Source organism: Mycolicibacterium sichuanense (assembly GCF_033741125.1).
Classification (GTDB): Bacteria; Actinomycetota; Actinomycetes; order Mycobacteriales; family Mycobacteriaceae; genus Mycobacterium.
In genome coordinates, this window is sequence record NZ_JAWQPU010000006.1 from 370,808 (window position 1) to 384,709 (window position 13,902).

Annotated in this window: 15 protein-coding genes; 3 read left to right on the forward strand and 12 right to left on the reverse strand. The window is 66.4% G+C overall.

Annotated features, from left to right (window positions below):
- Positions 1-15: 15 nt before the first annotated feature.
- Genes SBI80_RS28255 through modA form a run of 3 tightly spaced genes read right to left on the reverse strand, consistent with a single transcriptional unit; the run spans position 16 to position 2,693 of the window.
- Positions 16-1,098 (reverse strand): sulfate/molybdate ABC transporter ATP-binding protein, encoded by a 1,083-nt coding sequence (locus SBI80_RS28255; RefSeq protein WP_413232758.1) that lies wholly within the window; start codon positions 1,096-1,098, stop codon positions 16-18.
- Between the two features lie 6 nt (positions 1,099-1,104).
- Entirely contained in the window at positions 1,105-1,905 is an 801-nt protein-coding gene (locus SBI80_RS20165; protein ID WP_318976564.1) for an ABC transporter permease, read from the reverse strand.
- Positions 1,902-2,693, reverse strand: a complete 792-nt coding sequence (gene modA / locus SBI80_RS20170; RefSeq protein ID WP_318976565.1) for a molybdate ABC transporter substrate-binding protein — start codon at positions 2,691-2,693, stop codon at positions 1,902-1,904. Before modA ends, SBI80_RS20165 begins: the two co-directional genes overlap by 4 nt.
- Before the next feature lie 139 nt (positions 2,694-2,832).
- Here modA and SBI80_RS20175 point away from each other — a divergent pair, with 139 nt between their 5' ends.
- The 3 genes from SBI80_RS20175 to SBI80_RS20185 all read left to right on the forward strand — a co-directional run bounded on the left by SBI80_RS20175 (position 2,833) and on the right by SBI80_RS20185 (position 5,998).
- Positions 2,833-3,507 (forward strand): SDR family oxidoreductase, encoded by a 675-nt coding sequence (locus SBI80_RS20175; protein WP_318976566.1) that lies wholly within the window; start codon positions 2,833-2,835, stop codon positions 3,505-3,507.
- Between the two features lie 75 nt (positions 3,508-3,582).
- Positions 3,583-4,512: an LLM class F420-dependent oxidoreductase gene (locus SBI80_RS20180; RefSeq protein WP_318976567.1), complete on the forward strand. Its 930-nt coding sequence runs from the start codon at positions 3,583-3,585 to the stop codon at positions 4,510-4,512.
- Between the two features lie 100 nt (positions 4,513-4,612).
- The gene (locus SBI80_RS20185; RefSeq protein WP_318976568.1) at positions 4,613-5,998 is read left to right on the forward strand and encodes a type II NADH:quinone oxidoreductase Ndh; all 1,386 of its coding nucleotides are present in this window, start codon (positions 4,613-4,615) and stop codon (positions 5,996-5,998) included.
- Positions 5,999-6,056: 58 nt separating this feature from the next.
- On the opposite strand, the gene SBI80_RS20190 is transcribed toward SBI80_RS20185, so the two are convergent.
- From SBI80_RS20190 to SBI80_RS20230, 9 genes are all read right to left on the reverse strand, one after another.
- Positions 6,057-6,257: a hypothetical protein gene (locus SBI80_RS20190; protein ID WP_413232759.1), complete on the reverse strand. Its 201-nt coding sequence runs from the start codon at positions 6,255-6,257 to the stop codon at positions 6,057-6,059.
- Positions 6,254-7,531: a DUF6185 family protein gene (locus SBI80_RS20195; RefSeq protein ID WP_318976569.1), complete on the reverse strand. Its 1,278-nt coding sequence runs from the start codon at positions 7,529-7,531 to the stop codon at positions 6,254-6,256. Before SBI80_RS20195 ends, SBI80_RS20190 begins: the two co-directional genes overlap by 4 nt.
- A 1,532-nt stretch (positions 7,532-9,063) precedes the next feature.
- Positions 9,064-9,693 (reverse strand): urease accessory protein UreD, encoded by a 630-nt coding sequence (locus tag SBI80_RS20200; RefSeq protein WP_318976570.1) that lies wholly within the window; start codon positions 9,691-9,693, stop codon positions 9,064-9,066.
- Between the two features lie 14 nt (positions 9,694-9,707).
- A complete protein-coding gene (gene ureG, locus SBI80_RS20205; protein ID WP_318976571.1) occupies positions 9,708-10,382 on the reverse strand; it encodes an urease accessory protein UreG in 675 nt (224 codons plus the stop codon).
- Positions 10,383-10,408: 26 nt separating this feature from the next.
- Positions 10,409-11,044, reverse strand: a complete 636-nt coding sequence (locus tag SBI80_RS20210; protein ID WP_318976708.1) for an urease accessory protein UreF — start codon at positions 11,042-11,044, stop codon at positions 10,409-10,411.
- An 8-nt stretch (positions 11,045-11,052) separates the two neighbouring features.
- Positions 11,053-12,774: an urease subunit alpha gene (locus SBI80_RS20215; RefSeq protein WP_318976572.1), complete on the reverse strand. Its 1,722-nt coding sequence runs from the start codon at positions 12,772-12,774 to the stop codon at positions 11,053-11,055.
- A complete protein-coding gene (locus tag SBI80_RS20220) occupies positions 12,771-13,085 on the reverse strand; it encodes an urease subunit beta (RefSeq protein WP_318976573.1) in 315 nt (104 codons plus the stop codon). Before SBI80_RS20220 ends, SBI80_RS20215 begins: the two co-directional genes overlap by 4 nt.
- Positions 13,086-13,098: 13 nt before the next feature.
- Positions 13,099-13,401: an urease subunit gamma gene (locus SBI80_RS20225; RefSeq protein WP_318976574.1), complete on the reverse strand. Its 303-nt coding sequence runs from the start codon at positions 13,399-13,401 to the stop codon at positions 13,099-13,101.
- Between the two features lie 58 nt (positions 13,402-13,459).
- Positions 13,460-13,870 (reverse strand): PaaI family thioesterase, encoded by a 411-nt coding sequence (locus SBI80_RS20230; RefSeq protein ID WP_318976575.1) that lies wholly within the window; start codon positions 13,868-13,870, stop codon positions 13,460-13,462.
- Positions 13,871-13,902 lie beyond the last annotated feature (32 nt).

Consider the following 13,902-nt stretch of genomic DNA (forward strand, 5'->3'; position numbering starts at 1 on the left):
CGTCCCCGATTGCCGTTACCGCACCGGGTGGATCGCCACTTCCTGCGCCTTGACCACGAAGTACACCCGCTCCCCCGGACCAAGCCTGAGATCGGCCGCGGCCTGCGCCGTCACGTCGGCCGACAATCCCGGCGCACCGTCGGGCTGCTCGTCGGCCCTGACCCTGATGGCGGGGCCCCGCGTGTCGAGCTCGGCGAGCACCAGCTCGACCGCGTTGCGCGGACTGCCGTTCGGCTTGTCCCGGTAGACCGACACCGCCGACGGATGAAACGTGGCGACGACGTGATCGTCGGGACGGACGCCGTCGTCGAACACGCCGTGCCACACCTGCTGACCGCCGGTCACCAGCGTCGCGTCGGCCCCGGCCCGGCCGGCCACCAGGTTCACCCCGGCGAATCGTGCGCCGAAGCCACTTCGAGGCGCGGCCAGCACCGCGGCCGTCGGCCCGGACTCCACCACCCGTCCCGCCTCCAGGACGACGACCCGGTCGGCCAGCGTCACGACGTCGAGCAGGTCGTGGGTGACCAGCACCGCCGAGCGGCCATCGCGCCCCAGCACCTGCCGCAGAACCTTGCGCATCGCGGTGGCGGCGCCCACGTCGAGGCCGGTCAGCGGCTCGTCCAGCAGCAGCACTTCGGGATTGGCCGCGAGCGCGCGCGCCAGGGCGACTCGCTGGGCTTGGCCGCCCGACAGGTGGCGCGGCCTGCGGTCGGCCAGCTCGGCGGCGTCGACCTCACTCAGCCAGTGCTCGGCCAGTGCCCGGGACCCCTTGCGCGCCAGCCGGGTTCCACGGCGCGCCCCAAAGCTCACGTTGGCGGCCACCGACAGGTGCGGAAACAGCAGCGCGTCCTGCATCAGCAGCCCAACCCGCCGGTCGTGCACGGGGACCTGCCGGCCCGCGGTCGCGTCGGTGAGCATCCGGTCTCCCACCCGGACCGTTCCCGCGTCGGGCCGGACCAGACCCGCGATGACGCTCAGCACGGTGGACTTGCCAGCCCCATTGGGGCCGAGGATCGCCAACACCTCACCGGGCGCCACCTCGACGTGAACGTCCAGTCCACGCTCGCGCACCACGGCCCGGAGTTCGACGCCGCTCACGGCTCGCTACCAACCACTGACACCACCGGCCCGAATTCGTCGGCTGCCCAGTCCCACCACCACGACCGCGGCGACCGCGACCAGTAGGACCGACAACGCGACCGCGGCATTCGCGTCGACCTCGCGCTGCAGGTAGATCTCCAGCGGCAGGGTGCGCGTGACCCCCTCTCGCGAGCCGGCGAACGTGAGCGTCGCCCCGAATTCGCCGAGCGAGCGTGCGAAGGCCAGCACCGCGCCGGAGGCCAAGCCTGGCGCCAGCAGCGGCAACGTCACCCGCCACCACACGGTCGTCGGCCGAGCGCCGAGGGTGGCAGCCACCACCTCGTAGTCCGCTCCGGCGGTGCGCGCCGCCCCCTCGAGGGCGATCACCAGGAACGGCAGCGACACGAAGGTCTGCGCCAGCACCACCGCGGTCGTGCTGAACGCGATCTGAATGCCAGCGGCGTCGAGGTATCTGCCCAGCAGCCCAAGCCTGCCAAAGGCGTACAACAGGGCGATGCCGCCCACGACCGGTGGCAGCACGAGCGGGAGCAGGATCAACGGCCGGGCCCAGCGCACCATCCGCGCGCCGCTGCGCGCCAGCACCAGCGCCATCGGCACGCCGAGTGCGACGCACAGCACCGTGCTCGCGGCGGCGGTCCGGAAGCTCAGTGCGAGCGCCGTCAGCGAGGAGCGGCTGGTGATCAGGGCCCAGAAGTTCGACCAGTCGACCTTGACGGCCACCGCGACCAGGGGAAGGACCACGAAGATCGCGCCGATGGCGGCGGGGACGAAGATCCAGCGCGGCAGGCCGCCCGACCGGTTCAAGGCTTCGCGAAGCCTGCCTGCGACAGCGTCTTCTGGCCTGCCTCACTGGTCACCAGGTCGATGAAGTCCTTCGCCTCCCCCGCATTGGTCGCGGTCTTGAGCGCGGCGATCGGATAGGTGTTGACCGCCGTCGCGGACTCCGGGAAGTCCACCTTGGTCACCTCATTGCCGGCTCCGATGGCGTCGGTGACGTAGACCAGGCCTGCGTCGGCCTGCCCCGTGATGATCTTGGTCAACACGTCGGTCACCTGCGACTCCTCGCTGACCGGGTCGAGCGTGACCTTGGTGGCCTGCTCGACCGCCTTGGTCGCCGAACCGCACGGCACCTGCGGCGCGCAGACCACGACGGCAAGGCCCGGCCTGGCCAGATCGGCGAAGCTCGCCACGCCCTTCGGGTTGCCCGGCGCGGTGACGATGACGAGCGTGTTCGACGCGAAGTTCACCGGGGCGCCCGACAGCAGACCGGCCTGGCTCGCCTTGTCCATGTTCTTGGTGTCGGCGGATGCGAAGACGTCGGCCTTGGCGCCCTGCGTGAGCTGAGTGACCAAATCCGAGGACCCCGCGAAGGTGAAGTCGACGGTCCAGCCCGGATGGTCGATCGAGAACTGCTTGCCGATGTCGGTGAACGTCTTCTTCAACGAGGCGGCGGCGAAGACGGTCAGCGAGCCGCCCGCAGGCGCCTTGCTGCTAGCCGGGGTGCCCTGCCGACTCCCCGATCCACAGGCGCTGACCGCGACGAGCAGGAGCAGCGAGGCGAAGGTGAGGAGCCAGCGCCAGGGTGTGCGCATGGGTGTCACGATGCAAACCCTAGGTCACCGCGCCGACGGAGTCCTGGCGTCTCCGCGTGGCGCATTCGGCCAGGTAGCTACTGTCCAGTAACATGGTCGGCGACTCGCTGGGTTCAGCGTCGAACACAAGGAGGTCGGGATGGCGGATGTGCTGCTCACCGGTGGTGACACCGAACTCGGACGCGTCATCGCGGAAGGTTTCCGCGACGCCGGGCACCAGGTCGTGATCACCGGTTCCCGCCGCGACGATCTCGAGGTCGCGGCCAAGGAGCTCGACGTCGATTCGATCGTCTTCGACAACACCGACGCCGCCAGCCTGGAAGCGGCGCGCGCGCAGTTCCCGCATCACCTCGACACCATCGTCAACGTGCCGGCTCATCGCGGCGGGGGCGGCGATCCACGCACCTACACGCTGACCGAACGCGCCACCGCGTGGCGCACGGCGATGGACGCCACCGTCCTGTCGGCCGTGCTGACGGTCCAGATCCTCGGTGACCACCTGCGCTCGGGCGGATCGATCGTCAACGTCGTCGCCGACAACTCCACCGAGGGCAGCCCCGAGGCCGCCGCGAAGGCCGCACTGTCCAATTGGACCGAGGGACAGGCCAGCCACTTCGGCATCCGCGGAATCACGGTAAACGCCGTGGCCTCCGGGCGCGGTGCCGAGCCCGGTTACGACGGCATCGCGCGTACGTCGCCGACGGTCGCGGCCGAGATCACCCGGCTGGCCCTGTTCCTCACGACGCCGGCTTCGCGGCACATCACTGGGCAGACGCTGCACGTCAGCCATGGTGCGCTGGCCACCTTCGCCTGACGACCGATTTATTCCGCACTTCGCGGACAGTGAAACGGGGTTCCGGTTCCGTTTAGTCGTGGTTACGTTCACATCGTGACCATTCGACTTGGACTCCAGATCCCGAACTTCTCCTACGGCACCGGGGTCGAGGAACTCTTCCCCACCGTCATCGCGCAGGCCCGCGAGGCCGAGGCCGCCGGGTACGACTCGGTGTTCCTGATGGACCACTTCTACCAACTGCCCGGCCTTGGCACCCCCGACCAGCCCATGCTGGAGGCCTACACCGCCCTCGGCGCACTGGCCGCCGCCACCGAGAAGGTCCAACTGGGCACCCTGGTCACCGGCAACACCTACCGCAACCCCACCCTGCTGGCCAAGGCCATCACCACCCTCGACGTCATCAGCGCCGGCCGCGCCATCCTCGGCATCGGCACCGGCTGGTTCGAACTCGAGCACGACTCGCTGGGCTACGAGTTCGGCACCTTCACCGATCGATTCGACAAGCTCGGCGAGGCCCTGCAGATCATCCTGCCGATGCTGGCCGGCGAGCGCCCCACCGTCACCGGCAAGTACTACCGCACCCAGGAGGCCATGGCCGAGCCCCGCTTCCGCGACCACATCCCCCTGATGATCGGCGGCAGCGGCGAGAAGAAGACGATTCCGTTGGCGGCCAAGCACTTCGACCACCTCAACATCATCGCCGGCTTCGACGAACTGCCCCGCAAGATCCAGGTCGTCAAGGACAACTGCGAGAAGATCGACCGCGACCCCGCCACCCTCGAGACCAGCATGCTGGTCGTCGCGATCATCGATGAGAACGTCACCGCCGACTTCATCCCCGAGGACTTCCGTCAGCAGGCCGCGTTCGGAAGCGCCGAGTCGGTCGCCGACCAGATCAAGACCAAGGTCCTCGACGCCGGCGTGGACGGCGTCATCATCAGCCCGGTGACGAGCCTGAACGGGTACCAGCCGGGCGGTGCCACGGAGGTGGCCGAGAAGCTTCTGCCGTACCTCGCGAGGTGAACGAACGGCGCGGTGGGTCATCTCACCGCGCTGCGGGGAAGCCCGCCGACTAACCTAGGGGTTGTACCGAGTAGGTTTTCCCGTTTTGCGAGGAGCAGCAATGAGCCATCCCGGAGCTACGGCATCGGATCGGCATAAGGTCGTCATCATCGGATCCGGCTTCGGCGGATTGAACGCCGCCCAGAAGCTGAAGCGCACCGACGTGGACATCAAGCTGATCGCCCGCACGACGCACCATCTGTTCCAGCCGCTGCTGTACCAGGTGGCCACCGGCATCATCTCCGAGGGCGAGATCGCGCCGCCCACGCGGCTGATCCTGCGCAAGCAGGAGAACGCCCAGGTGCTCCTCGGCGACGTCACCCACATCGACCTGACCGCCAAGACCGTGACGTCGGAGCTGCTCGGCCACGACTACGTCACGCCGTACGACACGCTCATCGTCGCCGCGGGCGCCGGTCAGTCCTACTTCGGCAATGACCACTTCGCCGAGTTCGCGCCGGGCATGAAGACCATCGACGACGCGCTGGAGCTGCGCGGCCGCATCCTCGGCGCCTTCGAGCAGGCTGAGCGCTCCAGCGACCCGGTGCGCCGCAGGAAGCTGCTGACGTTCGTCGTCGTCGGCGCGGGTCCGACGGGCGTGGAGATGGCCGGTCAAATCCAGGAGCTGGCCGACCAGACGCTCAAGGGCAGCTTCCGGCACATCGACCCGACCGAGGCGAACGTCATCCTGCTCGACGCGGCGCCCGCGGTGCTGCCTCCGATGGGCAAGAAGCTGGGCCTCAAGGCGCAGGAGCGGCTGGAGAAGATGGGCGTCGAGGTGCAGCTCAACGCCATGGTGACCGACGTCGACCGCAACGGCATCACGGTCAAGGACGCCGACGGCACGATTCGCCGCATCGAATCGGCCTGCAAGGTGTGGTCGGCCGGAGTGGCCGCCAGCCCACTCGGCCGCAACCTGGCCGAGCAGTCCGACGTCGAGGTCGATCGTGCCGGCCGCGTCAAGGTCAATCCCGATCTGTCGATCCCCGGTCACCCCAACGTCTTCGTCGTTGGCGACATGGCGTTCGTCGAGGGCGTGCCCGGCATGGCGCAGGGTGCCATCCAGGGCGCCAAGTACGTCGCCAAGATCATCCAGAACGAGGTCGCGGCGCGTGCGCACGGCACGACGCCCAAGCCCCGTGAGCCCTTCAAGTACTTCGACAAGGGTTCGATGGCGACGGTGTCGAAGTACAACGCCGTCGCTCAGGTCGGCAAGCTCGAGTTCGGCGGCTTCTTCGCGTGGCTGGCGTGGCTGGGGCTGCACCTGATCTACCTGGTCGGCTTCAAGACCAAGATCGCCACGCTGCTGTCGTGGGCGGTGACGTTCCTGAGCAGGCAGCGCGGTCAGCTGACCATCACCGAGCAGCAGGCCTACGCGCGAACGCGCATCGAGCAGCTCGAGGACATCGCGGCCTCGGTACGCGAGACCGAACGCGCCGCGAGCTAGGTTTCGACGGGCGGGGGCGACCCGGGGATCACAACCGGTCGCCCTGCCACGTCGCCAGTCAGCCGCCGGCGGCCAGTTCCAGCAGCGTGCCGGCCGCCTCGTCGAAAGCCGGACAGGGATAACGCAATTCACTGACGTTCGCCAGCGGGGTGCCCAGTTCGTCGTCGGTCACCGAACCGGCGCCGAGTTCGACGCGGTGCCGCAGCAGCGGCGTGCCGTCGACGTCAGTGGCACGCTCAGCTAGGAAGCCGAGACTCATCCGCTGCCGCCACTGGGCCGCACCCCTTTGGCTATGTCGTTGAACCCATTTATCAACGTATCAGCGACCTCCACGGCCGAGCCCGACGATATCTGCTGGATGAGTGCAATCGTGAGCAGGAGAGCCGGCGCTATCGCCGCAACGACCTCAAAGACGTTGTGCAAAGCATAAACACGTCTCAGATCGCGCCAATTTCCGCCACCGCACCGTATGGCCTGAAGGTCATATAGAAGACCGAGGACCAGCATGAATACGGCAAACTGAATGGTCCGGTAAATTGCCTGCTGCGCAATGTCAACCCCGAAAACTCTCGACACCAAGACCGACGCCCAGGCACCCGACGCCCAAATTGCAGCGAACACAAGGCCCTTGGTGGGACCCGACAACGTGGGCAACCGAGAGTAGAGCAGTCCGAAAACGAATCCTGCTGCTAACCATCTGGCGGCCTCTGTCATGACGACGATTACCGTGATGAATGTTCCCCAGCCCCACGACTGCCAGCCGCCTACCGATAGCGTGTTCCACGCGAGAAGCGATACGGGGACCACTGACATCGCTCCAGCCATTCTGGCTGCGTAGCGCGCATTCTCTGCTACGCCGTCGCGAGGACCGAGAAAGAGAATTCGCGCGGCCGATGTCGAGGCCTGTCCGTCGATCGCGACGGGGTGCGACAACATGAACGTGACTGCTGACAACCCCCGAGGCCTTCGAGAATGCAGATCAGATTGTCGGGCATCTTCGTAACGAATTTGAGCTAGAGCCAAAAATCGCTCACCACTTCGAGGCCGAGTCTCGATTGTTCGCATCTTTACCGAGTATTTGAAGATGACTGCTGTGATGATGAATTGAATGATCCACACCGGCAAATCTATAACGAATGGAATGGTGCCGTTTACTGCAAACGGTACCGCAATAGCAAGCATCAACGCCAAGGGCCACCACAAGGAATGCCACACAAACATTGACCGAAGCCGCACTGTTATTGCAATCGCGACAAGCGCCAACGCAACGGTAGGAATTAACTGCACCGCCGCCACCGTAGAGGCATCCGCTAAATCGGATCCTATGGCACGTGCCACGTCATCTATTCGATACTGACCACCTGATCGATAATAATCAACAACGGGCCCGATTACCGTATATCCAACTCCTACACTCAACCCCGCTGTTCCCAAAAGCGCTATACCGCGGACCGTTCTCGCGTCCGAGCTTGCTGCCGGAACCGCCAGCTGAAAGATATCTGAAACGCGGTAAAGTATGACATAAATGCCCATAACGACAATTATGAGGACGAAGGCACCCGCGACGACTTGAGAGTAGTCGACAGGTGGCCTTACCGGCGGCCCGTAACATCGAATGTCAGAAAATCCCCTATTCCTGCCATCTGCATTATCGGGAACTGTGGCAGGCAGGGAACGCCAAGTTAGAACGGTCGACACCACCAGCCATCCCATCATTCCTGTCGTCGCGCTAATCAAACCCCATCGAAATACCCTCCACGAACTGCCAAAGGGCAGAAGCATAGCGGAAAGAAGACACCATCCCGAAATTATTGGGATTGCCCCAACTGGGCCCGTCGAGGAACGCGGGCCAGCAAGCCAGACACTCCCGATCAGTAACAATGCAAAGATCACCAGCATAGAACGGAGACCTGATCGGCAAATATAGCCCCGGTTTACGACCGCCGCCGCTGCAATTATCAGAAATACCGAAAAGCAGTAAGCGATGAAAGACCAGTCGGCTCCCCCTGCGCATCCGTATTCATCTGAACAAATAAAAGACGTGCGTAAGTGCAATAATGTTAACCCAGCGCCCACTCGAAACGGCACATCGACCCAAACAGTGATCTTAGGCGACGGTCCATGAACATCCCAGAGGAACGAGAAAGAATCGCGTTCGAAATCGATTTTCGAGGGTAATGGAGTCGCAAGCAGACTATTCGATGTTCCGCTGCCGCCGCTGTCGACCTTCGCAGGGGGATCGCGTTGTACTAACTGCGTCCAGGCTCGGTACTGATCGACAGTTTGAGCCGCAACCCCCGATACAGTCGCTGATATCAAGTTGTGTGCACGCGTTCTACAGATGTATGGAGTAGTGCTGTTTGAATATGGGTGACTTGCTGCGAATCGATCGTCGTTTGAGCCTGCGTTGCACACGTCGAGAACTAATTCCGCTCCGCGATGAGCTCCTACATGAAGCACCGCGGGTGGACTATATGGACGTCCATAGGACGAGTACGTGACGCCCCTAGCTGACGAATCGGAATTCAATCCGAGCGAATCACTTGCAGTGGACGTTGGGAGGAAGATGTGGGCGCGAATCGAGCCGCTAGACCATTGTAAACTCGATATTCTTCCTGTTGTTCCTAGGATGCACTGGCCTAGCCGGTTCACTACGATGTCAGTCGAGTCCAATGAACCTAAATGAACCGGCGGATCCCTGGGATAGACGCCGTCCAATACTATATCGGCTGCCATCTCAATCCCCAGGCCACGCCGACTTGGAGTGACTTTTGTATCGAAAGTAGCCGTCGCGCTATCTATCGTCGGACATCCGTCGCCCGAGTTCGAACCCAACGAATATTGACTCTGCGACGTAACCCCCTCCGATATTCTCGCGGTGTCGAACCAACGCGAACTGGCCAAGCCACCACACGTGATACCAAGCATCGCAACAATCATGATTGTCACAGGCAGCTTCCAGCCGCCTCCCCACCGAGACATCATGGCATCATGGCATCATGGCAGGCTTTGTGAAGCCTGGTACGCCGCGAGCTAGGTTTCGACGGGCGGGGGCGACCCGGGGATCACAACCGGTCGCCCTGCCACGTCGCCAGGCAGCCGCCGGCGGCCAGTTCCAGCAGCGTGCCGGCCGCCTCGTCGAAAGCCGGACTGGGATAGCGCAATTCACTGACGTTCGCCAGCGGGGTGCCCAGTTCGTCGTCGGTCACCGAACCGGCGCCGAGTTCGATGCGGTGCCGCAGCAGCGGCGTGCCGTCGACGTCGGCGTACAGCGAGCCGGTCCAGAAGCCCTGGTTCTCGCGGGTCCGGCCGATCTGGATGCGCTCGCGCACCCGCACGCTGGCCTGCGCCGAGGCCGTCAGGCGGGTCGAGGTGACGTGTCTGGCGCGGCCAGCGACGATCGTCGGCTGTGGGTCCAGGTCCAGCTCGCCCTCGACCTCGAGCTCCCAGTGCGAGCGGGACTCCATGGTCGCCGCTCCCGGCATCACCATCGTCGCGGCGGCACTGCGCACCGCGAGTGCGGCACCGGGCTCGACCACCACCCGAACCCTGATGGTGTCCCCGCCCAGCGGCGTCGCCGCGGCCGAGATGAGATGCACGGTGTCGGGGAGGGTGCGTCGTCCCGCCACCCCGCCCGTGCACTCGATGCGCGGCGCCCGCCCCGCGGCGGCGACGATCAAGACGTCGGAGAGCATTGCGGCGCAGCGCCTTACACCGGGACGCGCAGTTGCCGGCGCACCCAGTCCAGCACCGGCGTCGCGGCGGGATCCTCGGTCAGCGAGACCAGCACGAACGGGCGATCGCCACGCACCTTGGTCGAGTCCCGTCGCATCACCTCGAGGTCGGCGCCCACCATCGGCGCCAGGTCGGTCTTGTTGATCACCAGCAAATCGGAGAAGGTGACCCCCGGACCGCCCTTGCGCGGCACCTTGTCACCACCAGCCACGTCGACGACGAAGATCTGGACGTCGATCAACCCCGACGAGAAGGTGGCGGTGAGGTTGTCACCGCCCGACTCGACCAGGATGAGGTCGAGCCGCGGATTGGCTGCGATCAGATCGTCGATGGCATCGAGGTTGGCGGTGATGTCGTCGCGAATGGCGGTGTGCGGGCAGCCGCCGGTCTGGACGGCGGTGATGCGCTCGTCGGACAGCACGGCGTTGCGACGCAGGAAGTCGGCGTCCTCGGTGGTGTAGATGTCGTTGGTCAGCACCGCGAGCGAGAGCTCGTCGCGCAGCTGGCGGCACAGGGCGGCCACCAGGGCGGTCTTGCCGGACCCCACCGGCCCGCCGATGCCGATTCGCAGCGGCTCACCCGCATGGCGGACGCGCCGGGGGCGCTCGGTGTGGTCATGGGGCTCGCCGTCGAGCAGATGTGGTGGCATGAAAGGCCTTTCGAGGAAAGCGGACTTCAGGAGACGAAGAGCGGACGGTCGCGTTCGACGTGACGCTGGGCCAGCATGTCGAGCAATGGATCGGACAGGTCGGCGAGTTCCTTGGCGGCCTCGGTGGCCGTCCGGTCACACAGCGCCGCGAGCTCGAAGGTGAGCGCCGCGACGTCGCCGGGATCGAGTGCCAGCAGGCGCTGCGCCGCGGTCGCCGAGCCCGTCATCGTGGTGTACACGACCGAGAGTGCCGTCTGCTCCGGCAGCACGCCACTGACGGCACCGACCGCCCCGGCCGCGACCGCGAGGTGCGGTTTGGCGCCGAGACTCGCCCAGTCCTGCTGCGGCCATACCTTGCGGGCCAGCCGGACCAGGCCCCTCCCCTGCGCCCGGGATGCCGTGCGCGCCGCGGGAGCCGGTGTGCGCGCATCGGTTTCGACGTCGGCCGCTGCCACGGTGAGCGAGCCCGCGTGCACGGCCGCCGCCACCGAGGCGGCCACCAGCCCGCTGGTGCGGATGCGGCGGCGAAGGAAGGCCCGGAGGCTGGCGACGTCGGTGACCAGTCCGCTCGTCACCGCCTCCTCGACCCCGCCGGAGTGCACGTGCCCGCCGGTGGGCAGCCGCGAGTCGGACAGGGCAAGCAGCGTGGACAGTGACGCCAGAGACGACATCAGAACAGGAAGTAGCGCTGGGCCATCGGCAGCTCGGTGGCGGGCTGCTCGGCCCAGACGTCGCCGTCGATGGTCACGGTGAACGTGTCGGGATCGACCTCGATGCGGGGCAGCGCGTCGTTGAGCGGCATGTCGGCCTTGCCCACGTTGCGCACGTCGCCGACGGCGACGAGCCGGCGGTTGACCGCCAGCCGGTCGGCCAGGCCGTCCTCGATGGCCTGCGGTGCGACGAAGTGCAACGACGTCGCCGCGGCCGCCGCGGGCGCGGCACCGAACATCGGCCGCGGCAGCACCGGCTGCGGCGTGGGGATCGAGGCGTTCGCGTCCCCCATCGCGGCCCACGCGATCATGCCGCCCTTGATCACCGCGTGCGGGCGAACGCCGAAGAACGCCGGTTCCCAGAGCACCAGGTCGGCGAGCTTGCCCACCTCGACCGAGCCGATCTCGTGGTCCATGCCGTGGGCGATGGCCGGGCAGATCGTGTACTTCGCGACGTAGCGCCGGACGCGGTTGTTGTCGGCTGCCCCATCGCCTTCGAGCGCACCGCGGCGCTTCTTCATGACGTGCGCGGTCTGCCAGGTGCGCAACACCACCTCGCCGATGCGGCCCATCGCCTGGGCATCACTACCGATCATCGAGATCGCGCCGATGTCGTGCAGCAGGTCCTCCGCGGCGATCGTCGACGGCCGGATCCGGCTCTCCGCGAACGCCAGATCCTCCGGGACGCTGGGGTTGAGGTGGTGGCACACCATCAGCATGTCCAGGTGCTCGTCGAGGGTGTTGACGGTGTGCGGACGCGTCGGGTTGGTCGAGCTCGGCAGCACGTTGGGATGCGAGACGACCGTGATGATGTCGGGTGCATGGCCGCCGCCCGCGCCCTCGGTGTGGTAGGCGTGGATGGCCCGGCCGTTGATCGCGGCCAGCGTGTCCTCGACGAAGCCGGCCTCGTTGAGGGTGTCCGAGTGCAGGTTGACCTGGACGCCGGCGACGTCGGCCACGGTCAGGCACGCGTCGATCGCCGCGGGCGTCGTGCCCCAGTCCTCGTGCAGCTTGAATCCGCCTGCGCCAGCCCGCAACTGCTCCCACATGGCCTCGCTGCTGACGGTGTTGCCCTTGCCGAGCAGCAGTACGTTCAGCGGCCAGTGGTCGAGCGCCTCGAGCATGCGGGCCAGGTGCCAGGCGCCCGGCGTGACGGTGGTGGCCTTGCTGCCCTCCGCGGGACCGGTGCCGCCCGCGACGATCGTGGTGATGCCGCCGCCGAGGGCCTCCTCCATGATCTGCGGGCAGATCAGGTGGACGTGACAGTCGATGGCCCCGGCGGTCAAGATGCGGCCGTTGCCGGCGATGATCTCGGTGGACGGTCCGACCACCAGGTCCGGGTGCACGCCCGACATGATGTCGGGGTTGCCCGCCTTGCCGATCGCGACGATGCGCCCGTCGCGAATCCCGACGTCGGCCTTGATGATTCCCCAGTGGTCGACGATCACTGTGCCGGTGATGATGGTGTCCGGGGCGCCGTCGGCACGGGTGGCCCGCGACTGGCCCATCGACTCGCGCAGCACCTTGCCGCCACCGAAGACAGCCTCGTCACCCGCCAGCCCGGGACCGCCACTGCGGTCCTCGGTGATCTCGATGAACAGGTCGGTGTCGGCCAGCCGGATCCGGTCACCCGCGGTGGGGCCGAAGAGCGCGGCGTATCGGCTGCGGGACAGTTCGCTCACTCGGCGTCCAATCTTCCAGGTGGGGTCAGCGACAACCCATGGACCTCGCGGGAGCCGGCCAGCGGAACCAGCGGGACGTGCTGGGCGACACCGGGTTCGAAGCGCACCGCGGTGCCGGCGGGAATGTCGAGTCGGTGGCCGTGGGCCGCCTCGCGATCGAACTGCAGCGCCGCGTTGGCCTGCGGCAGGTGCACGTGACTGCCTACCTGGACGGGCCGGTCGCCGGTATTCAGCACGTCCATCGAAATGCGTTGGGCGCCTGGGTTGATCTCGATGTCACCGTCACCGAAGACGATCTCGCCGGGAATCATCGCTGGCTCCTCGTCACGGAATCGGATGGTGGACGGTGACGAGCTTGGTGCCGTCGGGGAAGGTCGCCTCGACCTGGACGTCGTAGAGCATCTCCGGGACGCCGTCCATCACGTCGTCGCGACTGAGCACCTCGCGCCCGCTGTTCATCAGCTCGGCCACGGTTCGGCCGTCGCGGGCCCCCTCCAGGAGGTGATCGGTGATGACCGCGACCGCCTCGGGATGGTTCAGCCGCAGACCGCGCGCCTGCCTGCGGCGGGCGAGTTCGGCCGCGTACGAGATCAGCAGGCGATCCTGCTCGTGCGGGGACAAGCGCATAGCTGGCGATCCTGCCACGGCGGGCGGGAGTCAGCAGCACTCACGCGGAGGGCCCGGCTCAGCCCTCGTTGGGGAGGTTCTGCAGCCGAACCTGGCCGCGGGCCACGACGCGATCATTGGTGTCGGTGATCGTGACGAGCCACAGCTGTTGACGCCGGCCGCGGTGAATCGGGGTGGCGGTCGCGGTGACCAGGCCGGCGGTGATGGCGCGCAGGAAGTCGGTGTTGTTGTTGACGCCGACCACCTTGTTGCCGCCGCCGGTGGATTCCAGCCATGTCGCGGCCGAGACGCTGGCGACGCTCTCCACGATCGCGCAGTACACCCCGCCGTGCACGATGCCATGGGGCTGCAGGTGCTTTTCGCCGATGAGCACCTGGGCTCGGGCGCCGTCCGGGGTCACCTCTGCGTAGGTCAGTCCGATCTCGTCGTCGAAGCCGCCGCCCACGCCCGTTGGCATCCAAGTCGTCACATCGAAGTGTCTACACGCCCCGTCCGCCCGGC

Excerpts from the sequence above, each read along its gene's own strand:
- modA (WP_318976565.1), bottom strand. The coding sequence starts at position 2,693 with ATGCGCACACCCTGGCGCTGGCTCCTCACCTTCGCCTCGCTGCTCCTG.
- SBI80_RS20175 (WP_318976566.1), top strand. The coding sequence starts at position 2,833 with ATGGCGGATGTGCTGCTCACCGGTGGTGACACCGAACTCGGACGCGTC.
- SBI80_RS20185 (WP_318976568.1), top strand. The coding sequence starts at position 4,613 with ATGAGCCATCCCGGAGCTACGGCATCGGATCGGCATAAGGTCGTCATC.
- SBI80_RS20190 (WP_413232759.1), bottom strand. The coding sequence starts at position 6,257 with ATGAGTCTCGGCTTCCTAGCTGAGCGTGCCACTGACGTCGACGGCACG.
- SBI80_RS20195 (WP_318976569.1), bottom strand. The coding sequence starts at position 7,531 with ATGGGCATTTATGTCATACTTTACCGCGTTTCAGATATCTTTCAGCTG.
- SBI80_RS20200 (WP_318976570.1), bottom strand. The coding sequence starts at position 9,693 with ATGCTCTCCGACGTCTTGATCGTCGCCGCCGCGGGGCGGGCGCCGCGC.
- ureG (WP_318976571.1), bottom strand. The coding sequence starts at position 10,382 with ATGCCACCACATCTGCTCGACGGCGAGCCCCATGACCACACCGAGCGC.
- SBI80_RS20220 (WP_318976573.1), bottom strand. The coding sequence starts at position 13,085 with ATGATTCCCGGCGAGATCGTCTTCGGTGACGGTGACATCGAGATCAAC.
- SBI80_RS20225 (WP_318976574.1), bottom strand. The coding sequence starts at position 13,401 with ATGCGCTTGTCCCCGCACGAGCAGGATCGCCTGCTGATCTCGTACGCG.